Annotated in this window: 24 protein-coding genes and 1 riboswitch; of the genes, 10 read left to right on the top strand and 14 right to left on the bottom strand. The window is 72.5% G+C overall.

Annotation, left to right across the window (positions count from 1 at the left end):
* Positions 1 to 3: 3 nt before the first annotated feature.
* Complete coding sequence (locus ABZ780_RS21980) at positions 4 to 684, bottom strand: response regulator transcription factor (protein ID WP_357001992.1); 681 nt, start codon at positions 682 to 684, stop codon at positions 4 to 6.
* 101 nt (positions 685 to 785) lie between these two features.
* On the bottom strand, positions 786 to 1361 hold the full coding sequence (locus tag ABZ780_RS21975; RefSeq protein WP_357001989.1) for a hypothetical protein: 576 nt from the start codon (positions 1359 to 1361) through the stop codon (positions 786 to 788).
* Between the two features lie 228 nt (positions 1362 to 1589).
* On the opposite strand from ABZ780_RS21975, the gene ABZ780_RS21970 reads away from it, so the two are divergent.
* Positions 1590 to 2771 (top strand): snapalysin family zinc-dependent metalloprotease, encoded by a 1182-nt coding sequence (locus ABZ780_RS21970; RefSeq protein ID WP_357001987.1) that lies wholly within the window; start codon positions 1590 to 1592, stop codon positions 2769 to 2771.
* Between the two features lie 117 nt (positions 2772 to 2888).
* Entirely contained in the window at positions 2889 to 3581 is a 693-nt protein-coding gene (locus ABZ780_RS21965; protein ID WP_357001985.1) for a hypothetical protein, read from the top strand.
* Positions 3582 to 3589: 8 nt separating this feature from the next.
* Here ABZ780_RS21965 and ABZ780_RS21960 read toward each other — a convergent pair whose 3' ends face one another.
* Positions 3590 to 4426, bottom strand: a complete 837-nt coding sequence (locus tag ABZ780_RS21960) for a DUF3152 domain-containing protein (protein WP_357001983.1) — start codon at positions 4424 to 4426, stop codon at positions 3590 to 3592.
* 139 nt (positions 4427 to 4565) lie between these two features.
* On the opposite strand from ABZ780_RS21960, the gene ABZ780_RS21955 reads away from it, so the two are divergent.
* Positions 4566 to 5069, top strand: a complete 504-nt coding sequence (locus ABZ780_RS21955; protein ID WP_357001981.1) for a SigE family RNA polymerase sigma factor — start codon at positions 4566 to 4568, stop codon at positions 5067 to 5069.
* Positions 5066 to 5818 (top strand): hypothetical protein, encoded by a 753-nt coding sequence (locus ABZ780_RS21950; protein ID WP_357002806.1) that lies wholly within the window; start codon positions 5066 to 5068, stop codon positions 5816 to 5818. Before ABZ780_RS21955 ends, ABZ780_RS21950 begins: the two co-directional genes overlap by 4 nt.
* A gap of 31 nt (positions 5819 to 5849) precedes the next feature.
* Here ABZ780_RS21950 and ABZ780_RS21945 read toward each other — a convergent pair whose 3' ends face one another.
* A complete protein-coding gene (locus ABZ780_RS21945; protein WP_357487199.1) occupies positions 5850 to 8660 on the bottom strand; it encodes an ATP-binding protein in 2811 nt (936 codons plus the stop codon).
* A 302-nt stretch (positions 8661 to 8962) separates the two neighbouring features.
* Between ABZ780_RS21945 and ABZ780_RS21940 the strand changes: the two genes are divergently transcribed.
* Positions 8963 to 10717, top strand: coding sequence for a M28 family peptidase (locus ABZ780_RS21940; protein WP_357487198.1), 1755 nt, complete (start codon positions 8963 to 8965; stop codon positions 10715 to 10717).
* 63 nt (positions 10718 to 10780) lie between these two features.
* Here the strand turns inward: ABZ780_RS21940 and ABZ780_RS21935 are convergent, their stop codons facing one another.
* Positions 10781 to 11479, bottom strand: a complete 699-nt coding sequence (locus ABZ780_RS21935; RefSeq protein WP_357487197.1) for an SDR family oxidoreductase — start codon at positions 11477 to 11479, stop codon at positions 10781 to 10783.
* Between the two features lie 162 nt (positions 11480 to 11641).
* Between ABZ780_RS21935 and htpG the strand changes: the two genes are divergently transcribed.
* Together htpG and ABZ780_RS21925 are read left to right on the top strand one after the other, a co-directional pair.
* A complete protein-coding gene (htpG, locus tag ABZ780_RS21930) occupies positions 11642 to 13558 on the top strand; it encodes a molecular chaperone HtpG (RefSeq protein ID WP_357487196.1) in 1917 nt (638 codons plus the stop codon).
* A 219-nt stretch (positions 13559 to 13777) separates the two neighbouring features.
* Positions 13778 to 13950, top strand: a riboswitch (cyclic di-AMP (ydaO/yuaA leader).
* Position 13951: 1 nt separating this feature from the next.
* Entirely contained in the window at positions 13952 to 14614 is a 663-nt protein-coding gene (locus ABZ780_RS21925) for a transglycosylase family protein (protein ID WP_357487195.1), read from the top strand.
* An 89-nt stretch (positions 14615 to 14703) separates the two neighbouring features.
* On the opposite strand, the gene ABZ780_RS21920 is transcribed toward ABZ780_RS21925, so the two are convergent.
* The 3 genes from ABZ780_RS21920 to ABZ780_RS21910 form a co-directional block, all read right to left on the bottom strand.
* Positions 14704 to 15054 carry a hypothetical protein gene (locus ABZ780_RS21920; RefSeq protein ID WP_357487194.1) on the bottom strand — a complete coding sequence of 117 codons (351 nt, stop codon included), beginning with the start codon at positions 15052 to 15054 and terminating at the stop codon, positions 14704 to 14706.
* A 126-nt stretch (positions 15055 to 15180) separates the two neighbouring features.
* On the bottom strand, positions 15181 to 16368 hold the full coding sequence (gene dinB / locus ABZ780_RS21915) for a DNA polymerase IV (protein ID WP_357487193.1): 1188 nt from the start codon (positions 16366 to 16368) through the stop codon (positions 15181 to 15183).
* 57 nt (positions 16369 to 16425) lie between these two features.
* Complete coding sequence (locus tag ABZ780_RS21910) at positions 16426 to 16863, bottom strand: VOC family protein (protein WP_357002804.1); 438 nt, start codon at positions 16861 to 16863, stop codon at positions 16426 to 16428.
* 94 nt (positions 16864 to 16957) lie between these two features.
* Between ABZ780_RS21910 and ABZ780_RS21905 the strand changes: the two genes are divergently transcribed.
* Positions 16958 to 17935, top strand: a complete 978-nt coding sequence (locus ABZ780_RS21905; RefSeq protein WP_357487192.1) for a YafY family protein — start codon at positions 16958 to 16960, stop codon at positions 17933 to 17935.
* Here the strand turns inward: ABZ780_RS21905 and ABZ780_RS21900 are convergent.
* From ABZ780_RS21900 to ABZ780_RS21885, 4 genes are all read right to left on the bottom strand, one after another.
* Positions 17827 to 18423, bottom strand: coding sequence for a GNAT family N-acetyltransferase (locus tag ABZ780_RS21900; RefSeq protein WP_357487191.1), 597 nt, complete (start codon positions 18421 to 18423; stop codon positions 17827 to 17829). The two genes, ABZ780_RS21905 and ABZ780_RS21900, sit on opposite strands and share 109 nt — an antisense overlap.
* Positions 18420 to 18941 (bottom strand): N-acetyltransferase, encoded by a 522-nt coding sequence (locus ABZ780_RS21895; RefSeq protein ID WP_357487190.1) that lies wholly within the window; start codon positions 18939 to 18941, stop codon positions 18420 to 18422. The genes ABZ780_RS21900 and ABZ780_RS21895 overlap by 4 nt, the downstream gene beginning before the upstream one ends.
* Before the next feature lie 424 nt (positions 18942 to 19365).
* Positions 19366 to 20940, bottom strand: a complete 1575-nt coding sequence (locus ABZ780_RS21890) for an FMN-binding glutamate synthase family protein (protein ID WP_357001953.1) — start codon at positions 20938 to 20940, stop codon at positions 19366 to 19368.
* 130 nt (positions 20941 to 21070) lie between these two features.
* The gene (locus tag ABZ780_RS21885) at positions 21071 to 22201 is read right to left on the bottom strand and encodes an N-acetylmuramoyl-L-alanine amidase (RefSeq protein ID WP_357487189.1); all 1131 of its coding nucleotides are present in this window, start codon (positions 22199 to 22201) and stop codon (positions 21071 to 21073) included.
* A gap of 201 nt (positions 22202 to 22402) precedes the next feature.
* On the opposite strand from ABZ780_RS21885, the gene ABZ780_RS21880 reads away from it, so the two are divergent.
* Positions 22403 to 23434 (top strand): hypothetical protein, encoded by a 1032-nt coding sequence (locus ABZ780_RS21880; protein ID WP_357487188.1) that lies wholly within the window; start codon positions 22403 to 22405, stop codon positions 23432 to 23434.
* Between the two features lie 209 nt (positions 23435 to 23643).
* Entirely contained in the window at positions 23644 to 24921 is a 1278-nt protein-coding gene (locus ABZ780_RS21875; protein ID WP_357001946.1) for an MFS transporter, read from the top strand.
* A gap of 19 nt (positions 24922 to 24940) precedes the next feature.
* On the opposite strand, the gene ABZ780_RS21870 is transcribed toward ABZ780_RS21875, so the two are convergent.
* Together ABZ780_RS21870 and ABZ780_RS21865 are read right to left on the bottom strand one after the other, a co-directional pair.
* Complete coding sequence (locus ABZ780_RS21870) at positions 24941 to 25327, bottom strand: VOC family protein (protein WP_357001943.1); 387 nt, start codon at positions 25325 to 25327, stop codon at positions 24941 to 24943.
* Between the two features lie 38 nt (positions 25328 to 25365).
* Positions 25366 to 25785, bottom strand: coding sequence for a YchJ family protein (locus tag ABZ780_RS21865; RefSeq protein WP_357001941.1), 420 nt, complete (start codon positions 25783 to 25785; stop codon positions 25366 to 25368).
* Positions 25786 to 25800 lie beyond the last annotated feature (15 nt).

Genomic DNA, 25800 nt, shown 5'->3' with positions numbered 1-25800 from the left:
GTCTCAGCCCGTGGACAACTTGTAGCCGGCGCCGCGCACGGTGCGGACCAGCCGTGGGTGCGCCGGGTCGTCCTCGACCTTGGCGCGCAGCCGCTGCACCGCCACGTCGACCAGGCGCGAGTCACCGAGGAAGCTGTGGTTCCAGACCAGGTCCAGCAGCAGTTCCCGGGTGAAGACCTGGCCGGGGCGGCGGGCCAACTCCAGCAGGAGGCGGAACTCCGTGGCGGTCAGGGCGACCTCCCGGCCGTCCCGGCGTACCACGAAGCTGCCCGGGTCGATCTCCAGACCGCCGACCTCGATGGTGCTCGACGCCACCGGAGCGCTGGCCCGGCGCAGCACCGAGCGGACCCGGGCCACCAACTCGGGCAGGTCGAAGGGTTTACGCAGGTAGTCGTCCGCGCCGCACTCCAGGCCGACCACCACGTCGAGCGTGTCGGTGCGGGCGGTCAGCATCAGGATCGGCACCTGGCTGGTCCGCCGGATCTCCCGGCAGACCTCCAGGCCGTCCAGGCCGGGCAGCATGACGTCGAGCACGATCACGTCGACCGGGTGGGCCCGCCACGCCACCAGGGCCTGCCGCCCGTCGACGGCGGTGTCGACCCGGAAGCCGGCGCGGCGCAGACCGAGGGCGGTGACCTCCCGGATGGAGGCGTCGTCCTCGACCACCAGCACGCGGCCCTCCATCACCTGAGGGTAGACCCGCCCGCACGGTGCGCGACCTGGCGAAACGGTCGGTGTCGGCGGCCCGGCCGGCTCGCCGGCCGGGCCTGCCCAGCGTCGCCCCGTCACTCCTGCCACTGGTGGGCCACGTCGAGCACCACTCGGCTGTGCGTGCCGGGGCCGGCCAGCACGAGCACGCGGAACGGCAACCGAGCCCGTACGCCGACCGCGAAGGTGCTGTAGCCCTCGAAGCTGCCGCCGAAGACGACGTCGCGCAGCGTCGAGTAGCGCAGCAGGTTCGCGGTGTGCTCGCCGACGGCGTACGGGACCGTGCCGGAGTGGGCGGCGTCGTACGCGGGTGCCCGCAGCGAGACCCGCAGCAGCGCGCCTCCGGCGGTGTACGGCGACAGCGCCAGCCCCTCGCCCTCGGTCCACGTCTCGCCGTAGCCGACCGCGTAACCGTCGACCGGGCCGGCGAACTCGAACACCACCCGGTCGTAGCAGTCGTGTCGACCGGTGCGTACGTCGACCAGCGGGGCGTCGCTGAGCGTGCCGGCCGTCTTCTCCGTGCTGCCCCAGGTGATCCCGCAGTACGCCGACCCGGTCGTCGCCGTGGTGCCCGCCGTGGCGCTGCTGCCCGCGCCGGCGACCAGCCCGGCGAGGACGACCGCCAGCGCCGTCAGTGCGCTCCTGATCCTCATCGTGGTGCCTCCGTCCGATGTTCGGGGTCACGTCGCGGCGGCGGTGCCGGTGACCCTCTGCGCTGACCGTCGTCCTGCCGGGGCACGGTCAGTTCGCTGCGGCGTAACCGCTGGGTAACAGCCGCGGTATGACACTTCCGCTATGTCGAGCGGCGGTCGCTGTCACTTAATATTTACGTACATCAATGATCGGCGACTGATGGTCGCCGGCGACCAGGGGAGTGCGTGATGTTCCGACGACAATTGAGACGTGCGGTGCAGGTCGCGCTGGTGGCCGTGCTGGCGGCCGCCGGGGTGCAGCTCGCCACCGGCGCACCGGCCGCGGCCGTGCGGACCGTCTACTACGACGCGAGCCGGACCGGCGAGTTCCGCACCAACTTCGACCAGGCGGCGCAGATCTGGAACAGCCGGGTCAGCAACGTCCGACTCCTGGCCGGCACCCCGGCCAGCATCACCATCACCGTCGACGACGGCTGGCCCCGGGCGCAGCCGACCGGGCTCGGCTCGGGACGGATCTGGATGGGCCGCACCGCCGTCAACCAGGGGTACGACCGTAACCGGATCGCCGCCCACGAACTCGGCCACATCCTCGGTCTGCCGGACCGGCGCACCGGCCTCTGCACCGACCTGATGTCCGGCAGCAGCGCCCCGGTCTCCTGTCGCAACGCGAACCCCAGCTCGGCCGAGGCGTCACGGGTGAACTCGCTCTTCGCCGGCAGCCTGGCCGCGCCGGCCAGCACGACGTACACCTGGAACGGCGACTCGGACATCAGCCCGCTGGTGGTCGGCGGCCGGCCGGCCACCGAGAGCTACCCGTTCATGGTGTACGTCTCCGGCTGCACCGGCACCCTGATCAAGGCCAACTGGGCGGTCACCGCCAAGCACTGCTCGACGCCGTCGTCGGTGCGGGTCGGCAGCGTCAACCGCAGCAGCGGTGGCACCGTGGTCCGGGTGACCCGCGCGGTCAACCACCCGAGCGTCGACGTCAAGCTGCTGCAACTGGCAAGCTCGGTCACGTACGCCCCGGCGCCGATCCCGAGCACCTCCGGCGCGGTCGGCACCGCCACCCGGATCATCGGCTGGGGCCAGACCTGCGCGCCCCGGGGCTGCGGTTCCGCCCCCACGGTCGCCAACGAGCTGGACACGTCCATCGTGGCCGACAGCCGGTGCTCCGGCATCAACGGCCCGTACGAGATCTGCACCAACAACACCAACGGCAACTCCGGCGCCTGCTACGGCGACTCGGGCGGCCCGCAGGTGCGTCGGGTCAACGGTGTGTGGAACCTGATCGGCGCGACCAGTCGGGCCGGCAACAACAACTCCACCTGCGCCACCGGCCCGTCCATCTACGTGGACCTGCCGTCGATCCGTTCCTGGATCTCCACCCAGGTCGGCGGTCTGCCCGCCTGATCTCGTCGATGTGCCGGGCGGGGGCGCCACGCGCGTCCCCGCCCGGTGTTGCCTGTTCACTCGGGCCGCCGAGCTGCGGTACGGTGCCTGGCACATCGACGCATCCGAGGTGGACCCATGCCTGCCATCGTCGCGCTCTCGCTGGTCCTCGCGCTGACGCCCGCTCCTGCTCCCACTCCCACCCCGTCGCCGTCGGCCACGTCGGGCCTGGTCGGTGGCCTGCTGGGCGGCGTCGGTCAGATCGTCGACGGCCTGCTCGGCGGCGGCAGCGCCTCCGGCTCACCCGTGGCGCCCAGTCCGACCCCGACCGACGGCTCCGCACCGAGCCCGCCACCGGCGGTGGTCCCACCACCGGGTGCCTCCGCCGCCCCGCCCGCCGGGTCCGGCTCGGCGTCACCGCCCCCGCCAGCCGTGGCTCCGGGCACGCTGAACCCCGCCGGCCCGGGGCAGGGCGCCCGCGACGGGGTCGAGCCCGTGCCGCACGGTGATGCCTCGGACTCGCTCGACTCGCCGGCGCTCGGCGCCCCGGAACGCAGCGGCTGGCCACTGCGCCCCGGTTACTACCTGCCGGTCGCGGGTGTGCTCGCGCTGCTGGCGCTGCTGCTTGTGCGCCGCACCCGGTCCGCCCGGGTGGCTGGCTCGGCTCCCGCGACGGCTCCGGCCCCTGCCCCTGCCCCTGCCCTGGATCCGGATCCGGATTCCGGCCCGGTGCCGGACAACGTGAGTCGCCTGCCGACCAACCTCAACGCCATCTACGAACTGGGCCGGCTCGACGAGCGACTCGAACAGGAGCGCCGCTCGAAATCGTGAGCGCCCGCTCAGTGCGCCGGCCGTGCGCCCTCGCGCGGCGGAATCTCGTCGCGGTACGCCCCGACCGGCCCGGCGTAGCGGTCCGGGCCATCCGGGTACGGCCAGGCGTTGGCCGTGCAGCCGTGCAGCCCCAGCGTCTGCTGCTGCATCACCGGCGCCGGCCGTGCCCGCCCCGGGCAGCGCTCGTGGCCCAGGCCGAGCCGGTGCCCGACCTCGTGATTGACCATGTACTGGCGGTAGGTGGCCAGGCTCGCGCCGTAGCCCGGCACCGCCTCGACCCAGCGCGCCACGTTGAGCACCACGCGACCGCCGTTGCGGCACGAGGTGTAGCCGTCCGGGACGTCCTGGCACAGGTCGTCGCGGGTGCCGGGGGTCGCCAGATAGATGGTGAAGTCAGCCGTGGCGTCGGCGCCCACCCGGCGCAACCGCCACGTGCCGCCGGCCGTCCACCCACGCGGGTCGTTCAACGTCGCGGAGATCGCCGTGGCGACGTCGGCCACCGGCAGGCCGCGGATGTCGCGCTCGACGGCGACCCGGTAGCGCAGCAACCGCCCGCTGGTGCCGTGCCCGGTGGTGGATTCGGCCGCCGCCACCGACCAACCGCCCCGGCCGGTGGCGGGATAGCTGATGGCGACGGGCGCGGCACTGGCGCTCGCGGCGGCGACCGGTGGCCGGCCGGTCGTGCCCTGCCCGGCCGGCGGCGGGCCACCGATGGTCGGCGCGGTCCCGGCCGGTTCGGCCGCGGGCTGCCCGGCCGCCGGCAGTCCACAGCCGGTCAGCAACGCCACGACCAGCAGCGCCACCGCTGAGGCGGCCCGCACCCGGCGGGTAGCCTTCGTCGACATGTCTCTCCCCTCGCACGCCGCTCTGGCGTCACGCGGGAGATAAGACGAGTGGACCCCCTCGAAAAGTTGATCTCGCGCAGACGCAACTTTTTGCCGGCCCCGTCCGTCGGTAACGGTGTGGCACGGGGGAGGGGTCGGCGTGGCCCGGGGTGACGCGGAGTTCGTCGAGTTCGCGCGAGCGGCGTCCGCGCGGCTGGTGCACGCCGCGTTCCTGCTGACCGGCGACCACCACCAGGCCGAGGACGCCGCGCAGACCGCGCTCGTCCGCACGTACGCGTCCTGGTCGCGGATCCGCGCCGACGACGCCTACGGGTACGCCCGCCGCACCCTGCTCAACCATCTGGTGGACGGGTGGCGGCGTCCCCTGCGGGAGTACCCGACCGAGGAGGTCCCCGAGCAGCGGCGGGCCGACGTGGCCGACGAGGTGGCGACCCGGCGCTGGCTGACGGCCATCCTCGGCGCGCTCAGCCCCCGGGAGCGGGCGATCATCGTGCTGCGCTACTACTTCGACCTTCCGGAGGCGCAGGTGGCCCAGGAACTGGACATCTCGGTGGGCACGGTGAAGAGCACCAGTTCACGGGCCCTGGAGAAGCTGCGCGCGACCCAGTCGCGGGCGGCCGACAACGAGACGGCGTGCCGATGAGCGAGGTCGACCGGCTGCGCGACGCCATGCGGGCGACCGAGCGCCCCGACGCCCACCTCGACCTGACGGTCATCATGCGCGAGGGACGGCGGTTGCGGACCCGCCGCCGGGTCGCCGGAGCCGGGGCGGCGACGCTGGCGGCCGGGCTGGTCGCCGTGATCGCCGCGGTGGCGGTCGGCATCCGGCCGGGCGACCCGCCGACGGTCGAGCGACCGCCGCCGGTCGCGGTCGCTCCGCTGCCGGTCGGCGTCTCGCCGACCGTGTCGACCTCGCCCGAGCCACCGCCGCCGACGACGATGGCCAGCGACACCCCGAAGCCGCTGGGACTCCTCGTCGACAGCGGGATCCGACACGGCACCGAGCAGCGGGTCTACTACGTCGTCACGGTGAGCGTGCCCGGCCAGCCCCGGGTGAGCATCGGGCTGGCCGCCGGCCGGCGCGCTCCGGACGGCACAGTGACCACGGACATCCTGGTCAACGACGTCGAGGGCGACGACCGTCGCCCCGGGTTCCACCAGATCGGGTACGACGAGCGCGGCGCGGACGCGCCGGTGCCCACCTTCGGCTACTTCGTCGGCCCGGCGCACCACGTCGTCGGCACCGTGGACGGCCGGCAGGTCAGCGCCCGGCTGGCCCACTGGAGCGTCGACAAGCAGGTGGTGATCTTCTGGTTCGACCCGGCGGAGCTGACACCGGGGGACCGGCTGGACGGCATCATCGCCCGCGACGCCAAGAACCGGCGGCTGTGACGCGCCGACCGTCGAGCGGTGGACCCGGCCCTCAGGCCTGGGCATCCAGCCGGCGCTCGATCGTCACCGTCGTGCCCTCGCCGGTGGAGACCATCCGCACGTCGCCGTAGGCGTTCATCAGCAGCGCGCCGCGGCCCCGGTCCATGGCCGGGCGGCGGTCCCGCCAGGTGCCGAAGTCGCGTACCGAGATGCGGACCAGGCCGTCGCCCACCCGGAGCCGGACCCGCACCTCGGGGCGGCTGGGCCGCTGCGCGTGCTCGACGGCGTTGTTCATCGCCTCCGACGCGGCGAGCAGCAGGTCCGCGAGCACGTCCGGGTCGACGTCCAGGTCACCCAACACCTGCCGGACGTCACGGCGCATCGCCGACGCCGAGGTGGGCGCCGACGGGTACGCCCACCGGACGTCGACCGTGCCACCGAGCCCGGACCGGTCGGCCTCCGGGACCACGGACGCGGCGTCGTTCAGCCCACCGGCGGCGACGCCGGCCGGGTTGGCAGCCGGTGCGGTCGGGGTGGGCTCCGCGAGCGCCGGTGCCGGCGCGACGGGGGCGTCCCCGAGTGGCGCCGATGCCGGGCCGCCGGCCGGGTCGCGGTGGGCGCGGGCGCGTCGGATGGCGGCCCGGACCCGGGCGATCAGCTCCGCCGCGGCGAACGGCTTCACCAGGTAGTCGTCGGCGCCGAGGTTCAGACCCGCCGCGCTGGCCTCCTCGCCGGCCCGCGCCGAGAGCACCAGCACCGGCAGCGCCCTGGTCGCCTCGTCCGCGCGCAGCCGGCGGACCAGGTCGAAGCCGTCCAGCACCGGCATCATCACGTCGGTGAGCACCAGGTCGGGCGGCTCGCGGTGGATCGCGTCGAGGGCCTGCTGCCCGTCGGTGACCGACCGCACCCGCCAGCCCTGGCCGGTGAGCAGCCGACTCAGGTACGCCCGCATGTCGCTGTTGTCGTCGGCCACCAGAATCCGCGCCCCGGCCAGTTCGTCGGTCTCCGGCCCGGACACCGCGGCGGGTTCCGCGACGCCGCCGTCCGGGTCGGTGAGCCAGCTCGTCGCGTCGTGGACGGCGGCGTGTGCCGCGGCGCCCTGCCCGTTGGGCGCCGGCCCGGTCATGGCCGTGGGCCGTGCCGCCGCCCAGGGCAGGGCGACGGTGAAGGTGGTGCCGACACCCACCCGGCTGGTCACCCGGATCTCGCCGCCCTCCAACCGGGCCAGCTCCTGGACCAGGGCCAGGCCGATGCCGGTGCCCTCGTAGCTGCGCGAGCGGGCGCCCTGCACCCGGCGGAAGCGCTCGAAGAGCTTCGGTAGGTCGTGGTCGGCGATCCCGATGCCGCTGTCGGCGACGGTGAGGCGTACCTCGTCGTCGTCGGCGTCCACGGCGACCCGGATCCGCCCGATGAACGTGTACTTCAGGGCGTTGGACAGCAGGTTGGTGACGATGCGCTCCCAGTTGACCGGGTCCACCGTCACCGGCCGGGGCAGCGGCGGGCAGTCGACGTCGAGCGTCAGGCCGGCCCGCTCCACGGCCGCCCGGAACACGCCGGCCAGCTCGGCGGTGAGCGCGGCGAGATCGACCATGCGGGCCTCGCTGCGTGCCCGTCCGGCCTCCAGGCTGGAGAAGGTGAGCAGGCTGTTGACCAGTGTCAACAGCCGGGTGGCGTTGCGCCATGCGGTCTCCACCCGCTCCCGCTGCACGGGGGCCAGCGGCGCGGCGGAGTCGCTGAGGGCGTCGGCGAGGGGGCCGAGCATGAGGGTCAGCGGGGTACGGAACTCGTGGCTGACGTTGGTGAAGAAATCCGTCTTCACCCGGTCCAGTTCGGCCAGCGCCTCGGCCCGACGTCGCTCCTGCTCGTACTCCCGCGCGTTGCGCACCGCCACCGAGACCTGCTGGGCCAGCAGTTGGTAGAAGGAGCGGTACGCCTCGTCCAGCTTGCGGTTGGGGCTGACGCCGGCGAGCAGGACGCCGAGCGGCTCGCCCTCGGCGGCTGAGGGCAGCGGCAGCGCCAGCGCGGTGCGGACCGGGTCGCCCCACGGGCCGGCGGGCAGGGGCAGGCGGTCCGCGATTCCGGCCACCTCGGTAGGCCGACCTCTGGCGGCGTCCGGCAGGCCCCAGACGCGGACGGCCGGGCCGGGGTCGGCAAGCTCCACGGCGTCCGGCAGCACCTTCGGCACCGTGGAGTGACCCGGCTCGCCGCCGACGCAGGCGATCCGTCGCAGCACCGCCCCGTCGCGCAGGTAGATCGCGGCGAACGGCACGTCCAGTGGGTGGCCGCCGATCGCGTCGATCAGCCGGGCGCAGGTGGCGTCCACGTCGACGGTGCGCCCGTCGCCGCCCAGGGACAGGTCGCGCAGCAGGCGCAGCCGCCGTTCGCCGACGACCTGCTCGGTGACCTCGCTGCACACGGTCAGCACGCCGACCGTACGGCCGTCGTCGTCGCGGGCCGGGGCGTGCGAGACGCTGAAGTGCGCCTCCTCGCGGTAGCCGGCGCGTTCCAGCAGCACCCGCAGGGCGGGCACCCAGCTCGCCACCCCGGTCGCCATGGCCTGGTGGACCAGTGGGCCGAGGACGTCCCAGCCCTCGGCGAGGGTCACCCGAACGTCGTCGCCGAGCGCGGCGGGGTGCTTGTCGCCGATCAGCGCCGCGTACGCGTCGTTGTAGAGCTCGGTGAAGCTTTCACCCCAGAGCAGCAGCATGGGGTAGCGGGAGGAGAGCACCATCCGGACGGCGGCCCGCAGGCTCTGCGACCAGCCGGCCACCGGGCCCAGCGGGGTGGCGGCCCAGTCCAGCTCCGCCATGAGCCGGCCGGTGTCACCACCGTCGGTGAACAGGTCCCTGCTGGGTCGTTTCACGCTCGACCCGGCCTCATCGCAAGCCCCCGTTCCGGGCCTGATGACCCCTGCTGGTGGTACGTACCCATCCTGGCACCTCCCCTCACCTGTGCCGACGTCGGCACCCGCCTGTCCCACTGCCGGGCGGGTGTGGGCTCGCGGGTGCTCGGCCCGGGGGAGGAGGCGCGAGTTGGTGATACCGGCGGGCGGCTGCGTGGTGGTATGTCCGGCGTCGAGCCGGTGGGGTTGGGACGAACGACCGATGCCTACGGAATAGATATCTGTAATTGTCTCGGTATCTCTCCAACCCCCGAGGAGCCCCTATGAGAGGCAGAACGCTGAGCGCGGCAATCGCGCTCACCGTGTTCGCCGGGACGGTGACGCTGGCCGCCCAGCCGGCAACCGCGTCACCCACCACCGGAACGGCAGCGGCCCGGCCGATCGCCGCGTCAGCAGCCGTCCTGGCAGCGCCGGACATCTCCATCACCAACGTCCAGGCGCACCTGACCCAGTTCGGCTCCATCGCCAGCAGCAACGGCGGCCACCGGCGGGCCGGCTCGGCCGGCTACACGGCCTCGCTCAACTATGTGAAGAACAAGCTCCAGACGGCCGGCTACACCGTCACCGAGCAGTACTGCTCCAGCTGCACGTACCCCTCGAACAACCTCATCGCGGAGTGGCCCGGCGGCCCGACCGACCAGGTGGTCATGTTCGGCGCCCACCTGGACGGCGTCTCGGCCGGCCCGGGCATCAACGACAACGCCACCGGCTCGTCCGCCCTGCTGGAGAACGCCCTGGTCCTGGCCGCGCAGAACCCGACCATGACGAAGAAGGTCCGGTTCGCCTGGTGGACCGACGAGGAGCAGGGGCTCAACGGCTCCCGGTTCTACGTCAACTCGCTCAACACCACCCAGCGCGGCTACATCAAGGGCTACTACAACTTCGACATGGTCGGGTCGACCAACGGCGGCTACTTCATCAACCGGGTCACGTCCACCACGGCCGCGCCGCTGAAGGCGTACTGGGACTCGCTGGGGTTGCAGCCGGAGGAGAACGTCGAGGGCCAGGGCCGCTCCGACGACTACTACTTCCAGCAGGCCGGCATCCCCACCTCGGGCTACGCGGCGGGCGCCAGCGCCCGCAAGACCAGCGCCCAGGCGGCCAAGTGGGGTGGCACCGCCAACTCCGCGTACGACCCCTGCTACCACCGTGCCTGTGACACCACCGCGAACGTCAGCGCCACGGTGCTGAACCGGGCGGCCGACGGCGTCGCGTACGCGCTGTGGGAGCTGGCTGTGGGCGGGGGCACGCCGACCAACGACTTCTCCGTCGCGGTCAGCCCCACCACCCGTACCGTGGCCCGGGGCGCCAGCACCACCGCCACGGTGACCACCGCCACGACCTCCGGGTCGGCGCAGTCGGTGAGCCTGTCCGCCTCCGGGGCGCCCAGCGGGGTGAGCGTCTCCTTCAGCCCGTCCTCGGTGACCTCCGGCGGCTCGTCGACGATGACCCTGACCGCGTCGGCCAGCGCGGCGACCGGCACCTTCACCATCACGGTCACCGGCACCGGCTCGGTCACCCGCACCGCCAGCCTCACCCTGACGGTGACCGGCACCGGCGGCTGCGCCGGTGGTCAGGTGATCGGCAACGGCGGCTTCGAGAGTGGCACCACGCCGTGGACCGCGTCCTCCGGGGTGATCACCAACTCCAGTAGCAAGCCGGCCCGGACCGGGTCGTACAAGGCGTGGCTCAACGGGTACGGCAGCACCCGCACCGAGACCCTGTCCCAGTCGGTGACCGTGCCGGCCGGGTGCGCCAGCTACACGCTGTCGTTCTGGACGCGCATCGACACCGCCGAGACCACCAGCTCCACGGCGTACGACAAGCTGACCGTGCGGATGGGCTCGACCACGCTGGCGACGTACTCGAACCTCAACGCCTCCAGCAGTTACGTCCAGCGCACGCTCAACGTGGCCGCGTACGCTGGGCAGACGGTGACGCTGACGTTCACCGGCACCGAGGACTCGTCCCTGCAGACCAGCTTCGTGATCGACGACGTGACGCTGCAGGCGAGCTGACCGCGTACCCCGTCAAACGGGCCGTCGCCGGTGTTCCCGGCGGCGGCCCGTCGCCGTCACGGGTCAGGGCAGTTGCGGGTAGAGCGCGCCCACCCCGCCGGCGAGCCCGGCCTGGACCTGCCGACTGATGTCGTCGGCGACGATCTCGTACGCGTCGGACTCGATGCCGTCCACCCCGATCCGGGCGATGACCGCCGGGTCGGACTTCGGCTGGGTGACGGCGGCGGCCATGTCGGTGTCCATGTAACCGACGTGCAGGCCGGCGACCCGGACGCCCCGCTCGGCGAGCTGGGCGCGCAGCGCGTTGGTCATCGCCCACTCGGCCGACTTCGCGGCGCCGTAGGCCGCGTGCCTTGGGAAATTCACCCAGGACAGCACCGAGAGCACGTTGAGGATCGTCCCGCCGCCGTTGCCGACGATGACCGGCTCGAACGTCCGGATCATCGACAGGGTGCCCAGGTAGTGGGTCTCCAGTTCGAGTCGGACGAGGTCCAGGTCGCCGTCGAGCAGGTTGGTTCCGGAGTCGATGCCGGCGTTGTTGATCAGGAGGTTCACGTCGCCGGCGAGCTGGGCGGCGGCGGTGACCGAGGCGGGGTCGGTGATGTCGAGGCGCACCGGCGTCACGCCGGGCAGGTCGACGGTGTCCGGGTTGCGGGCGCCGGCGTAGACGGTCGCGCCGCGGGCGACGAGTTCGGCGGCCAGGTGCCGGCCGAAGCCGCGGTTGGCGCCGGTGACGAGGGCGGTGCTTCCAGCGATTTTCATGGGCGTCACGCTAGCCGACCTGACTTCTGTTGGGCAAAGTCAGGTAGGTCACGAGAGTCGCCCTCCTGGATCGGGAATATGACCCGGACGCGGGCACGACCCAACCGGTGACGACTCGTATCCTGTGCGCGAACCTCCGCACGAGCCGAGAAGGGAGACGGTGTGAGCAACCAGGCCGAGACGTTGGAGTTCCAGGCCGAGGCGCGTCAGCTCCTGCAGTTGGTGGTCCACTCGATCTATTCGAACAAGGACGTCTTCCTGCGGGAACTCATCTCGAACGCGTCCGACGCACTGGACAAACTGCGACTGGCCACGATGGTCGACAAGGACCTCGTCGCCGACACCGACGACCTGCACGTGACCATCGAGGTCGACCGGGACGCCCGCACCCTGACCGTCCGGGACAACGGCATCGGGATGACCCGCGACGAGGTCGTCCAGCTGATCGGCACGATCGCCAAGTCCGGCACCGCCGAGTTGCTGCGCCAACTGCGGGAGTCCGCCGACGCTCGCGCCTCGCAGGACCTGATCGGGCAGTTCGGCGTCGGCTTCTACGCCGCGTTCATGGTCGCCGACCGGGTCACCCTGCTGACCCGCAAGGCCGGCGAGACCGGCGGCACCCGCTGGGAGTCCACCGGCGAGGGGACGTACTCGATCGAGACGGTCGACGAGGCGCCGCAGGGCACCACGGTGACGCTGCACCTCAAGCCGGCCGACACCGAGGACAACCTGCACGACTACACCGCCGAGTGGACCATCCGGGAGATCGTCAAGCGATACTCCGACTTCATCGCCTGGCCGATCCGGATGACCGTCGAGCGCCCCGGCGCCGACGGCGCGGACGCCACCAGCGAGGTGCAGACCCTCAACTCGATGAAGGCGCTCTGGGCGCGGCCCCGCGACGAGGTCGACGCCGCCGAGTACAACGAGTTCTACAAGCACGTCAGCCACGACTGGGCCGACCCGCTCGAGGTCGTGCACATGAAGGGCGAGGGCACCTTCGAGTACGAGGCGCTGCTGTTCCTGCCCAGCCACGCCCCACTGGACCTGTTCTCCCCGCAGGGCCGCCGAGGCGTCCAGCTCTACGTCAAGCGCGTGTTCATCATGGACGACTGCGAGGCGCTCGTCCCGACCTACCTGCGCTTCGTCAAGGGTGTGGTCGACGCGCACGACCTGTCGCTGAACATCTCCCGGGAGATCCTCCAGCAGGACCGGCAGATCCAGATCGTCCGCCGCCGCCTGGTGAAGAAGGTCCTCGCCGCGGTCAAGGACCTCAAGGCCAACCACGCCGAGCGCTACCGGACCTTCTGGACCGAGTTCGGCGCGGTGGTCAAGGAAGGCCTGATCGACGACACCGACAACCGCGACACCCTGCTGGACATCCTGTCGGTGGCCTCCACCCACGACCCGGCGGAGCCCACCGACCTGGCCGGTTACGTGTCCCGGATGAAGGACGGCCAGAGCGACATCTGGTACGCCACCGGCGACTCCCGGGCCACCATCGAGAACTCCCCGCACCTGGAGGCGTTCCGGGCCAAGGGCCACGAGGTGCTGCTGCTCACCGATCAGGTCGACGAGGTGTGGGTCGAGCGGGTCGGCGCGTACGACGGCCGGCCGTTGCGGTCGATCGCCAAGGGTGAGGTCGACCTGGACACCGACGAGGAGAAGCAGCAGGCCGAGGCCGAGCGCGAGCAGCAGCGGCAGGAGTTCGCGGCGCTGGTGGACTGGCTGGGCACCACCCTGGCCGACAGCGTCCGGGAGGTCCGCCTGTCGTCGCGGCTCACCACCTCACCGGCCTGTGTGGTGGGTGACGCGCACGACCTCACGCCGACCCTGGAGAAGATGTACCGGGCGATGGGGCACGAGATCCCATCGACGAAGCGCATCCTGGAGATCAATCCCGGTCATCCTCTGGTCGCCGCGCTCCGTAAGGCCCACGAGCAGGGCGATTCCGCCGAAACCCTCACCGAAACCGCCGAGCTGCTGTACGGCCTGGCGGTGCTCGCCGAGGGCGGCGACCTGGCCGACCCGGCCCGCTTCACCCGGACGCTCGCCGATCGGCTGGCCCGTACCCTGTAGACCGTTTTCCCCGGCCGGCGGCCGCCCGAACAGTCGGGCGCCGCCGGCCGCTTCAGTCGACCTGATCGGAAACGGTCCATCGTGGTCACTTCACAGGTCAGCGGGGTTCGCAACCGCTGAGCGGGCCGCTCAGCGTGGCCCGGTGAAGAACTTCACAGCGGTTGGGCGATCGTCATCGACCGTGCCTAACGTCGGTCGGGTTCGCCACAGCGGACACCACGGCCGGCAACGCCAAATCCTGCCCCCGGTCGTCGGAACCCAGTCACCCGGGCAGGAGCGGGGGACCCAACGTTCCTCGGTGCATCGTCACCTCGGGGTGAAGCCGCCACCGCGCGGCCGGGCTCCTCGGCCCGAACCCGACAGCTCACCTCGCCGGCGTGGAGGAAGCTCACCATGACGTCTGTCTACACCCCCCGTCATCGACGGGTCACCACCCGCCGCCTCGCCGTCGGCACCCTGGCCGTCGGCGCGGTCACCGGCGCCGTCGCGCTCTTCGGGCCGGCGGCCCCGGCGCAGGCCGCGGTCAACTGGGACGCGATCGCCAAGTGCGAGTCCGGTGGCAACTGGAAGATCAACACCGGTAACGGCTACTACGGCGGTCTGCAGTTCGCGCAGAGCACCTGGGCCGGTTACGGCGGCAAGAAGTACGCCGCCCGCGCCGACCTGGCCAGCCGCGGCGAGCAGATCGCCATCGCCGAGAAGGTGCTCAAGGGGCAGGGCATCGGCGCGTGGCCGACCTGCGGCAAGAAGGGCGGCTCGTCGAGCGGCTCCGCCACGAAGTCGACGAAGTCCACCTCGAAGTCGTCGAAGTCCGACAAGACCACCAAGCCAAAGGAGCGGTCGTCGCGCGGCGAGCAGCCGGCGACCCGCAACCACGAGCGCACCACCCCGGCGGCCAGTGGCGACACGTACGTGGTGAAGCCGGGCGACACGCTGTCCGAGATCGCGCAGAGCCACCGGCAGGCCGGCGGCTGGCAGGCCCTGTACGAGCGCAATCGGCAGCTGGTCGGTGCCGACCCGGGTCTGATCTTCCCGGGTCAGCGGCTCAGCCTCTGACGGTTGACACACACGAACGCTCGGCCGGGTCACCGGCCGAGCGTTCGTGTGTGTCGTGCTGTCAGCCCGGATGCCCGTGCGGGCCGCCGTCACGCCGCCGAGACGGACGCCTTCGGCCCTCGCTGCGACGCCGCCGGGCCGGCGTTCCAGCCCCAGCGGGGGGCGGGCACGGCGGTCTCCCCGGGACGGTCCGCGCCGCCGTCGATGGGAGCCTCGGCCGAGTCGTGGTTGCTACGGGACAGGCGCAGCGACTGCTCGGCGCCGTTGCGGGCCGCGCACGGCCAGGACTGCCCGGCGCACTGGAGGTTGCGGCAGAGACCCTCGTCGTCCGGCTCGTGGGCGCTGAGCACATCCACCGCCAACTGCCAGAGCAGAGGGTCGGTCACGTCGTGCGGGCGTTCGGTGCGACGGCTCGGTCGGTTGCTGGTGTCGTCGGACATCGTGTGGGTCCCCCCTTGTCAGGCTGTACCCCCCAAGGGTCACCTGTCAGCCGCTGGCTAAACCGCCGACCTGCTGTGATGTGTCTCCGATCGCAGCTTGAGCAGGTGGAAAAGCACGCGGACCGGTCAATCTGGCAGCCGCGGCATCTCGACGCCCGGGTCCCGGCCGAGCAGCACCGCGCGGGTGAGCGCCGTCGACCCGAACCGGTCACGGACCGCGTCGACCGCGGCGTCCAGGTCGGCTCCGGGGGTGGCGTCGAACGGCAGCTCCGGTTGAACAGGGTTGTCGTCGAGGTTGCCCACCGACACGCCGATCAGCGTGACGCCCCGCCGGCCGACCTCCGGCAGCGCCGTCCGCAGCAGCGCCCGCGCGGCGGCCAGCAGGGGTGTCGTGTCCGCGGTCGCCTTGCCCAGGGTGTGCGAGCGGGTGGCCCGGGTGTAGTCACCGAAGCGCAGCCGCAGCATCACCGTGCGCCCGGATCGACCGGCCGCCCGCATCCGCCGGGTGACCCGGTCCACCAGGCCCGCCAGGATGGCGTCCAACTCCGCGGGCGCGTGCGGGGTACGACTCAACGCGTGCTGCGCGCCCATCGAGCCGCGCCGTCGGCCGACCTGCACCGCCCGCGGGTCGCGATTGTGGGCCAGGGCGTGCAGGTGCCGGCCGGCGCCCGCGCCGAGCAGGGACACCAGCGCCGCCTCGCCGAGGCGGGCCACCTCCCCGACGGTACGGATCCGCCGCTCGCGCAACTTGGCGGCGGTGACCGGGCCGACGCCCCAGAGCCGTTCCACCGGCAGCGGGTGCAGGAACGCCAACTCGGCGTCCGGCGCGACGACCAGCAGCCCGTCCGGCTTCGCCACCCCGCTGGCCACCTTCGCCAGGAACTTCGTCCGGGCCACACCCACCGTGATCGGCAGGTGGACCTGGTCGCGGACCTCCCGGCGCAGCCGCTCGGCGATGTCGGCCGGCGCCCCGGCCAGCCGGCGCAGGCCGCCCACATCGAGGAACGCCTCGTCGATGGAGAGCCCCTCGACCAGCGGTGTGGTCTGCCGGAAGATCTCGAACACCGCCCGGCTGGCCCGCGTGTACGCCGACATCCGGGGCGGCACCACTATCGCGTCCGGGCACAGACGACGCGCCTGCTGGCCGCCCATCGCGCTGCGGACGCCCCGTGCCTTCGCCTCGTAGCTGGCCGCGAGCACCACGCCGCCGCCGACGATCACCGGCCGCCCGCGCAGGCGTGGGTCGTCACGCTGCTCGACGGACGCGTAGAAGGCGTCCAGGTCGGCGTGCAGGATGCTGGCCCCGGGTGACACGTACATATGTTCGCATGGCGTCCGGCCGTCATGGCAGTGAGCTGGGCGAACGCCCGGTCAGTCGAGGCAGAATTCGTTGCCCTCGGGGTCGGCCATGATGATGTGGCCGGCGCCCAGCGGGGGAGCGGGTTCGTGGCGACTGAGCCGTGTGGCGCCGTGCGAGACGAGTCGCTCGGCCTCCGCCTCCAGGGCCCCCATCCGCTCGTCACCCTCAAGCCCGGGAGCAGCCCGCACGTCGATGTGGACGCGGTTCTTCACCTGCTTGTGCTCCGGAACCCGTTGGAAGAACAGACGCGGCCCCGAGCCGTCGGGATCGACCACCGCCGAGGCGTCGTTACGGTTCTCCGGGGGCACTCCCATCGCCTCCAGCGCCTGCTCCCATGACGCGAAGTCTCCGGGCGGGCCCTGCACCTGGTAGCCGAGCGCCTCGGTCCAGAATGTCGCCAAGCCGGCCGGGTCGGCGCAGTCGAACGTGATCTGCATGTCGCGGGCCATGGCAGCTCCCTGTTTCCTGGTCTGGTCGGTCATGATCCCAGCCTCCCCCGGATCGCGGACAGGATCGTTCCGCAATGTGTGCAACCATCGGCGGGTGACCGTCGAGGGGACGACCGAGCGGGTGCTGCGGTTGCTGGGGCTGCTGCAGCGGCGGCTGTCCTGGACGGCCGCCGAGCTCGCCACCGAGCTGGGGGTCACCGGCCGCTGCGTACGCCGCGACGTGCAGCGACTGCGGGCGCTCGGCTATCCCGTGCACGCGGCCCCCGGTGTCGGCGGCGGCTATCAGCTCGGCGCGGGCACCCGGCTGCCGCCGCTGCTCCTCGACGACGAGGAGGCGATCGCGACGGCGGTCTCCCTGCGGCTCGCCTCGGGCGGCACGGTGGCCGGGGCGGGTGAGGCAGCCCTACGGGCACTGGCGAAGCTCGACCAGGTGATGCCGTCGCGGCTGCGGGCCGAGGTGCGGGCGGTGCACAACTCCACGGAGACGCTCATCGGCCCGGTGCCCGAGATCGACGCGGAACTGCTGGTGACGCTCGCGCGAGCCTGTCGCGACGCCGTGCGGGTGCGGTTCACCTACGCCGGACGGGCCGGTGGGGAGCGGGAACGCACGGTCGAGCCGATCCGGATGGTCACGACCGGCCGCCGCTGGTACCTGATGGCCCGGGACGTCGACCGCGACGACTGGCGCACGTTCCGCCTGGATCGGATGCGGACCGCGGTGGCGACGACCTGGCGCTTCCGGGCGGGCGAGCATCCGGACCCGGTCGCCTTCGTGCAACGGTCGGTGACCGAGGCGCCGTACCGGTATCTCGCCCGGCTCCGGGTGCACGCCCCGCCCGACCGGGTGCGGGAGTTGGTGCCGCCCCAGGTGGGCCGCGTCGAGGACGACCGCGACGGGTGGTGTGTGCTGGTCGTCGGCGGGGAGAGCCTGGACTGGATCGCCGCGCACGTCGCCCGCCTGAACTACGAGGTCGAGGTGCTGGAGCCTCCCGAGCTGCGCGAGGCCGCGGGGCTGCTCGCCCGTCGCCTCGCGGCGCTGGCCAGTCCGACGTCGGAGCCCGGCGCGCGGTGACGCAGCGTGTAGTGGCGCAGCGACACCGGGCCGCCGTCAGGAGCGGTCCATGGTGCCGTGCTGGTGCTGACACACCGCCATCCTGCGCGCTCGTACAGCGCAGCGGCCGCGGTGTCACCGGAGGCCACCTCCAGCACCAGGTCCGTTGCGCGTTTGTCCGCCCACTGGCGGGCCCGGTCCAGCAGCGCGCTGCCCAGCGCCAACCCCCGGGCTTTTGGCACTACGAAGAGACGAGCCACCTCGGCCGTCGGCTGGGCCAGCGGCCCGCCCGCCGGGTCGGGCACCCGATGCACGGCGATGTGGCCCACGACGGCAGCGTCATCATCGACGGCGACCCAGGCCCGCGCCGGGTGCGGCTCGCGGAGCCAGCGGTGCGGGTCGGCGGGCCAGTTCAGCGGGTACCTGTCGACCCGGTGAACCTCGGCGAGCGCCGCGACGCAGCCGTCCAGGTCGGTGGCGCGCCGCCGCCGGATGCGCGGTGGGTTCACAGGTCGTCGAACGGGCTGGCGTAACGGAACTCGCCCCGGATCGACTCGTTCCACGCGTGCAGCGGTCGAGCCATGAAGTACTGCGGCCCCCACGGCTGCGGTGGGGTGACGCCCAACTCGACGGCGGGTCGGAACCCGAAACGCGGGTAGTAGTCGGGGTGCCCGAGCAGCACCACCAGCGGCTCGTCCCGCGCGTCGGCCGCGCCGAGCACCGCGTGCATCAACGCGCTACCGACCCCGCGCCGCTGCCACCCGGGCAGCACACCGACCGGTCCCAGCCCGAGCGCCACCGGCTGGCCGGCCACCCGACCCCGGGTGGCCACCACGTGCCCCACCACCTGGCCGTCCGAATCGGTCGCCACCAGGGAGTACGCGGGCAGCCAGCCCTCGTCGGCGCGCAGCGCGTCGACCAGCGTCGCCTCGACCGGTACCCCGTCACCGTCGGCCTTGGCGAAGGCAGCGGAGTGCACCGCCCGAATGGCGTCGACGTCGGCGGGTGTCTCGCGTCTGATCAGCACCGCGCCACCATAGGCACCCTGTGTCGACGGCTCCACGTGTTTATCGGGCGTCATCGTGTGGGCGGCCGTGCACCCGGGCGGCTGCCTGGAGCCGAGCCCGGCTGGGTGGGGGAGGTACCGCTAAAACGGCTGATGTCTCTGAGGCATCAAAATGTCTCAGAGACATCAAGCTCACGGGGGGAACCCCGCCCCCGCTCCCGGCCTCACCCCCGGCCCCGGCCCCGGCCACGCCTACGCCTTCGGCCGCGCCCTCGGCCACGGCTTCGCCCGCGCCCACGGTCGCCGATCAGCACCACGAGGGGCCGGTCCGGGTGGGAGAAACTTCGCGCGCCAGGCCCGCGCCTACGGCCAGGCCCACGGCTTCGGCTCCGGGCATCGAGTGAGGTCAGGCTGGGGCTGCGCCAGGGGAGGCCAGCCCGGGACCTCAGCCGACGGCGGTGGCTGACGGCGGGGCACTACCGCCCTGGGGCGCCTCCGGGACCATCAGCCGGATGATCTCCGCCTGATCGGCGGGGGAGGGCAGGCCCCAGTCCGGCTGGTAGCCGTACACCTCGTGCAGTGGGGTGGAGCCGGTGCGGCCGTCCAGGATCTCCACGGCGTCCGTACCGATCAGGCCGGGGTGTTCCACACCGCACGCCTCGGCGACCGTCGTCAGGTCCCGGCGCAGCGTCCGCAGGTAGTTGGCCGCCCGGTGCGACTTCGACGCCGGGTCCAGGCCCCGGGCCAGCCATGCGTTCTGCGTCGCTACGCCGGTGGGGCAGGTGTCGGTGTGGCACTTCTGCGCCTGGATGCAGCCGATCGACAGCATCGCCTCCCGGCCGACGTTGACCAGGTCGCAGCCGAGCGCGAACGCCACGATCGCGTTGTCCGGCAGGCCGAGCTTGCCGCCGCCGACGAACACCACCCGCTCGTGCAGGTCGTGCTCGGCGAAGACCTTGTAGACCCGGGAGAAGCCCTGCTGGAACGGCAGCGACACCGAGTCGGTGAAGATCAGCGGTGCGGCGCCGGTGCCGCCCTCGCCGCCGTCGATCGTCACGAAGTCGACGCCCCGGCCGGTGTCCCGCATCAGGGTGGCCAGTTGCTCCCAGAAGCCCAGGTCGCCGACCGCCGACTTGATGCCGACCGGCAGGCCCGTCTCGGCGGCCAGCAGTTCCACCCAGTCGAGCAGGCTGTCGCAGTCGGAGAACTCGGCGTGCCGGGACGGGCTGACGCAGTCCTGCCTGGCCGGGATGCCCCGGGTGGCGGCGATCTCGGCGGACACCTTCGCACCAGGCAGCAGCCCGCCGAGGCTGGGCTTAGCGCCCTGGCTCAGCTTGATCTCCAACGCCTTGACCGGAGCGCCGACGACCAGGTCCTTCAGCCGGTCGAGGCTGAAGCGGCCGTGCTCGTCGCGGCAGCCGAAGTACGCCGTGCCGAGCTGGAAGACCAGGTCGCCGCCGTTGCGGTGGTACGGCGACAGGCCGCCCTCGCCGGTGTTCTGGAGGCATCCGGCGAGCGCCGCACCCTTGTTCAACGCGGCGATGGCGTTGCCGGAGAGCGAGCCGAAGCTCATCCCGGAGATGTTGACCACCGACTCCGGCCGGAACGCGCGGGCGCGTCCCCGGGCCGCGCCGAGCACCTTGGCGCAGGGCAGCCGCACGTCGTGCCCGGCGGTGGGAGTGGACGGTGGCACGGCCCGGCCGAACGTGCGGTGCTTGATGATCGGGTAGCCGGGGGTGTACTCGATGTCGTTGTCCGTGCCGAAGCCGAAGTAGTTGTTCTGCTGTTTCGCCGACGCGTACACCCAGCGGCGCTGGTCGCGGGTGAACGGCCGCTCCTCGTTGTTGCCGGCCACGATGTACTGCCGAAGTTCCGGCCCGATCGCCTCCAGCAGGTACCGGGCGCGGCCGAGCACCGGGAAGTTGCGCAGCAGCGCGTGGTCGCGCTGGATCAGGTCGCGTGCGGCGAGCGCGGCGACGGCGGCGGTGACGACAGGTACGGCTCGACGGGCCCATCTCATGCCGGCACTCTTTCCGTCTGCGCCTCCGGCCAAACCGGCGCGACGGCGAGAGCGCCCTGCTCAGGCCGCTGACACGCTCGGCCGAGGCCGAGGCCGAGGGCGGCGCGGGTTCGCGCCGCCCTCGCGCGGATCAGCGGTGCTGGAACGACTGGCGGACCGTCCCGCCGACGACCGTGCACCACGTGCTGGTGCTGAGCTTGCCGTTGCGGGGCAGCCCGTGCAGCCCCTGGAGGTCCTGCACGGCACGGCGGGTGGCGTGGTCGTACGCCCCGGTGACGGTGACCGCGTACCCCTTGGTGGCGAGGATTTCCTGCACGGCGGTGACCGGCGGGCCGGCGGCGTGCTGGTCCAGCTCCGGCACCAGGGTCTCCCAGGTGGGCGCGGTGAGGGTGGCGTCGACGTCCACCGGGAGGCCGTTGCGGGCCTGCCAGTCCTGCACGGCGGCCACGGTCGCGGCGTCGAACGTGCCGCTGACCGTCACCGGGTAGCCGCGGAACGCGAGCAGGTGTTGCACCACGCGGACCGACGGGGAGTTGACGAAGCGCCACAGGTCCGGCCAGCGGCGTGCCGGCACGTCCCCCAGCCGAGTGCCGAGGGCGGCGAACACCCGTCGGCGCAGCGCCGGGAACTCCCGGTAGAAGGCGGCTCCCGGGCACTCGGTGGTGCGGAAGTCCCAGTGGCCGAAGATGTCGTGCGCGTGCAGACCGTACTGCCGGCAGACGGCGACGCAGAGCTTGACCAGTGAGTCGGTCAGGGCCTGCGGCGGAGTCTCGGTGACGTAGGTGCCCTCGTTCTCGATCCCGATAGCCCGACCGTTCTCGCCCGGGCAGTGCGCCGAGATCATCTGCCGGTCGCCGGCCTCGAGGCGTTCCAGGCTGCCCCGGCGGCCCTCCAGTACGTAACCGCCCCGGCTGACCGTGAAGTGTTGGCCGGTGTCCGACCATCCGTTGCCGTCCATGTGCAGGTCCTGGCAGTCGTGTGCCAGCTTCACGGCCTGCTCGCGGGAGTAGTCGGTGACATTCGGAAATGCCATGTGGTGCACGATGATCTTGTTGGTGGCGATGGCGCTGACCGACAGCGGGTCCTTCGGCGGGCGGGCGTCCCACTCGTCGCAGCTGATGATCCAGTCCAGGTCGGCGCCGGGGCTGGCCTGCGCGGCGCTCGGGAACGCGAGTTCGCTCCCGACCACGGCGACCGTGGCGGCGCCGAGACCGGCCCGCAGTAGCGTCCGGCGGTCCACTTCGGAATGGTCGACGTGCATGACATCTCCTCCTGCGGCTGCGGCGGGGATGAAAACTAGCTCCAGTGGCCGCACTCGCCACGGAGGATATTGCCAAGGCGTGGCCGTGCGCTAGAGCCCGCGCACTCCTCGATCACATCGCTGGGTGGTGGCGTTTCCGAATGTGACGGTGGGGGTAGGTCGGGGGCCGACCGTCCGGCTGCCACGCGTGGAGGAGACCCGATGAGAGACAACGTCAGCGATGCGGTGGGTGACGCCCTGCGCTCGGTGATGCTTTTCCTGCCCAAGGCCGTCGCCTTCGTGGCGATCCTGGTGGCCGGATGGCTGATCGCCAAGGCCGTGCGCAAGATCGTGGACAAGGTCCTGGAGCGGGTGGGCTTCGACCGCGCCGTCGAGCGCGGCGGCATCCGCCGGGCGCTGAGCCGCTCCCGGTACGACGCCAGCGACCTCGTCGCCAAGCTCGTCTACTACGGGCTGCTGCTGGTCACCCTCCAGATCGCCTTCGGCATCTGGGGACCGAACCCGGTCTCCGACCTGATCGCCGGCGTCATCTCCTGGCTGCCCCGGGCATTCGTCGCGATCGTCATCGTGGTGGTCGCGGCAGCCATCGCCAACGCCGTCAAGGATCTCATCGGCGGCGCGCTCGGCGGCCTGTCGTACGGTCGGGTGCTGGCCACCATCGCGTCGGTGTTCATCCTCGGCCTGGGCGTCATCGCCGCGCTGAACCAGATCGGTGTGGCGACCGCGGTCACCACGCCCGTACTGATCGCCGTGCTGGCCACGGTGGGCGGCATCCTCGTCGTCGGGGTCGGCGGTGGGCTGATCCGGCCGATGCAGGGCCGCTGGGAGTCCTGGCTGACCCGCGCCGAGCAGGAGTCGCAGCAGATCGCCGCGCACGCCCGTGCCTACCGGGCCGGTCGCCGTGACGCCGAGGCCGAGTTGGCACGGCCGAGGGCCGCCGCCTCCGACCCGGAGTCCACCCAGGTGGTGACCCTCCCGGCCGACCCGGAGTCCACCCAGATCGTGACCCGGCCGACCGACCCGGAAGCGACCCAGGTGGTCGCCCGGCCGACCGACCCGGACGCCACACAGGTGGTGCGCCCATCGACGGACGCCGACACGACCCAGGTGGTGCGCCCGTCCACCGACGGCGACACGACCCAGGTCGTCAGCGGCGCGGTGCCCGGGCAGCGCACCAGTGACGACGCCGAGACCACCACGGTTCTCCCGCCGGTGGACCCGAAGCGACGCTGACCGGCAGCCGGACGGCGGGGCGGGATCCGTGCGGATCCCGCCCCTTCTCGTCGCCTCCGGCATGCCGAAAGCGCTGGCCGGCGTGGCCCGGCCGGTCTAGCATCGCCGACATGACCTGGCGACATTGATCCAGTGCCGTAGGCCGATCCCGTGGGCCGCCACGGGCACCGCACGTCCGGTGTCCGTGTCCACTCCCACGGGAAGGCCCCATGACTCACCTCGCCTCGCGCGTGCCCGACCCGGCGGTCCGCCGCCTGACGGTCACCCTCTACGGGTACGCGTTCCTCAGTGACCTCGTCCTGCTCTACCCGCTGTACGTGGTGCTCTTCGCCGACACCGGCCTGTCGGTGGGGCAGGTCTCGTCGCTCTTCGTCATCTGGTCGGCCGCCGGCATCGTGTTCGAGGTGCCGTCGGGCGCCTGGGCCGACGTGGTGTCCCGCCGGCTGCTGCTGTGTCTCGCCCCGCTGGTCACCGCCGCCGGGTACGCGCTCTGGGTGCTGGTCCCGTCGTACCCGGCGTTCGCGGTCGGGTTCCTGCTCTGGGGCGCCGGGGCGGCGCTGGTCTCCGGCGCCCTGGAGGCGCTGGTCTTCACCGAGTTGGACCGGCTCGGCGCGGCCGGCCGGTACGCCCGGGTGCTCGGTCGGGCGCGGACGGCCGGCGTGCTGGGCGTGGTGGTGACCGGGGTGCTCGCCGGCCCGGTGCTCGCCGCTGGCGGCTACCCGGCGGTCGGCGCGGCCAGCGTGCTCGCCTGTCTGCTCGCCAGCGCGGTCGCCCTACGGTTTCCCGAGCACCGCCCGCACCCGTCCGGCCCGTCGCCGTCCGGCCTGTCGCCGTCCACCCCGGACTGCGACGAGGGCGACCTGGGTTGGTGGGGCACGGTGCGGGCGGGCGTGACGCAGGTCCGCACACGTCCACCGGTGCGGGCCGCCGTGCTGCTGGTCGCCGTGGTGGCCGCCGACTGGGGTGCGCTGGACGAGTACACCCCGTTGCTGGCACTGGACACCGGCGTCGGGGCGCCGACCGTGCCGCTGTTGCTCCTGCTGCTCTGGGCCGGGGTGACCATCGGCGGGCTGCTCGCCCCGGCGGGGGAGCGGCTGGGCGTCCGGGGCTACGCCGCGCTGCTCGGCCTGGTCGGCGTCACGTTGGCCGGCGGCGCCCTGACCGGGCACCCGGCCGGGTTCGTGCTGCTCGCGGTGGCGTTCGGGGCCGCGCAACTGGCCACCGTGCTCGCCGACGCGCGATTGCAGGCCAGCATCACCGGCAGCAGTCGGGCCACGGTCACCTCGCTGGCCGGGATGGCCACCGACGTGCTGATCATCGTGACGTACGCCGGTTACGGCCTCGTCGCCACGGCGGCCGGTAACGCGGTGGCGTTCGCGGTGGTGGCTGGGGCGTACCTCGTGATGGCTCTGGTGCTGGTTCGCCGCCGCCGCCGAGCGGCCGTGCCCACCGGCGTCGTCGCGGCCGGGGCGCGCGGCCCGGACTGACCGGTCGGGCGACGTTCGCTCAGCTCGCCAGGTGCAGGAACGACCACTGGTGGCCGTCGAGGTCCCGGAAGCCGCGCATGTACATCGGCCCGCTGTCCGTCCCCGAGCCGAGCGGCTCGCCGCCGGCCACCACCGCCCGGTCAACCAGTTCGTCGACCCGTTCCCGGCTCGCGACGGAGATCCCCACGACGACCTCCCGGCTGCTCTCCGTGTCCGTGGCCGCGACCCCCGTGTACCTCTCGAAGGCCGACCGGACGTGCAGCATCAGCCGGGTGCTGTCGGTGACGGTGAGCGCCATGCTGTCCCCCTCCGGCCCGGCCTGGTCGCTGCTGAAACCGAGCGCCCGGTAGAACTCGGCGGCGGTGGTCAGTTCGCGCACCGGCAGGTTGATGAACGTCAGGGTCATCGGTGGTCTCCGTTCGACTCCAGTGGTGCCTTCCAGCGTCAGGGCTGATCGCCGTCGAGGTAGACCCAACGGCCGTCTTCGCGGACGAACCGGCTGCGTTCGATCATCGTGCCGGGCTGGCCGGCGGCCCGGTAGTGAGCGTGGAACGTCACCGTGCCGGTGGCGTCGAGCAGGCCGCCCCGCTCGGTCTCGACGATCTCCAGCCGGGTCCACCGCTGCCCCGGGTCCAGTTCCAGCCGGGCCGGCCGGGTCGAGGAGTGCCAGCTGCGCAGCAGGTAGCCGCTGTCACCGAGGGCGAAGGCGCTGAACCGGGAGCGCATCAGCGCCTCGGCGGTGGGCGCCTGCGCGCCGCCGCCGTGCACCGGCGAACAACAATCGGCGTACGCCCGGCCAGATCCGCACGGACACCCCTGTCCCACTGTCGCGCCCGCCCGGCGGCGCCCCGCACCCTTGCCCACACCGCCATCCTGCCG

This window comes from Micromonospora sp. NPDC047467, assembly GCF_040643095.1.
In the GTDB taxonomy this organism is placed as follows: Bacteria; Actinomycetota; Actinomycetes; order Mycobacteriales; family Micromonosporaceae; genus Micromonospora.
The sequence above is the reverse complement of the archived record's forward strand: the minus strand, read 5'-3'. Positions and strand labels throughout refer to the sequence as shown.

Bases quoted from the DNA above. Each gene is read 5' to 3' on its own strand.
- ABZ780_RS21880 (WP_357487188.1), top strand. From the start codon at position 22,403: ATGAGAGACAACGTCAGCGATGCGGTGGGTGACGCCCTGCGCTCGGTG.
- ABZ780_RS21975 (WP_357001989.1), bottom strand. From the start codon at position 1,361: ATGAGGATCAGGAGCGCACTGACGGCGCTGGCGGTCGTCCTCGCCGGG.
- ABZ780_RS21920 (WP_357487194.1), bottom strand. From the start codon at position 15,054: ATGTCCGACGACACCAGCAACCGACCGAGCCGTCGCACCGAACGCCCG.
- ABZ780_RS21965 (WP_357001985.1), top strand. From the start codon at position 2,889: ATGCCTGCCATCGTCGCGCTCTCGCTGGTCCTCGCGCTGACGCCCGCT.
- ABZ780_RS21910 (WP_357002804.1), bottom strand. From the start codon at position 16,863: ATGGCCCGCGACATGCAGATCACGTTCGACTGCGCCGACCCGGCCGGC.
- ABZ780_RS21925 (WP_357487195.1), top strand. From the start codon at position 13,952: ATGACGTCTGTCTACACCCCCCGTCATCGACGGGTCACCACCCGCCGC.
- ABZ780_RS21870 (WP_357001943.1), bottom strand. From the start codon at position 25,327: ATGACCCTGACGTTCATCAACCTGCCGGTGCGCGAACTGACCACCGCC.
- ABZ780_RS21960 (WP_357001983.1), bottom strand. From the start codon at position 4,426: ATGTCGACGAAGGCTACCCGCCGGGTGCGGGCCGCCTCAGCGGTGGCG.
- ABZ780_RS21885 (WP_357487189.1), bottom strand. From the start codon at position 22,201: ATGCACGTCGACCATTCCGAAGTGGACCGCCGGACGCTACTGCGGGCC.
- ABZ780_RS21970 (WP_357001987.1), top strand. From the start codon at position 1,590: ATGTTCCGACGACAATTGAGACGTGCGGTGCAGGTCGCGCTGGTGGCC.
- ABZ780_RS21950 (WP_357002806.1), top strand. From the start codon at position 5,066: ATGAGCGAGGTCGACCGGCTGCGCGACGCCATGCGGGCGACCGAGCGC.
- ABZ780_RS21935 (WP_357487197.1), bottom strand. From the start codon at position 11,479: ATGAAAATCGCTGGAAGCACCGCCCTCGTCACCGGCGCCAACCGCGGC.
- ABZ780_RS21980 (WP_357001992.1), bottom strand. From the start codon at position 684: ATGGAGGGCCGCGTGCTGGTGGTCGAGGACGACGCCTCCATCCGGGAG.
- ABZ780_RS21875 (WP_357001946.1), top strand. From the start codon at position 23,644: ATGACTCACCTCGCCTCGCGCGTGCCCGACCCGGCGGTCCGCCGCCTG.
- ABZ780_RS21890 (WP_357001953.1), bottom strand. From the start codon at position 20,940: ATGAGATGGGCCCGTCGAGCCGTACCTGTCGTCACCGCCGCCGTCGCC.
- ABZ780_RS21940 (WP_357487198.1), top strand. From the start codon at position 8,963: ATGAGAGGCAGAACGCTGAGCGCGGCAATCGCGCTCACCGTGTTCGCC.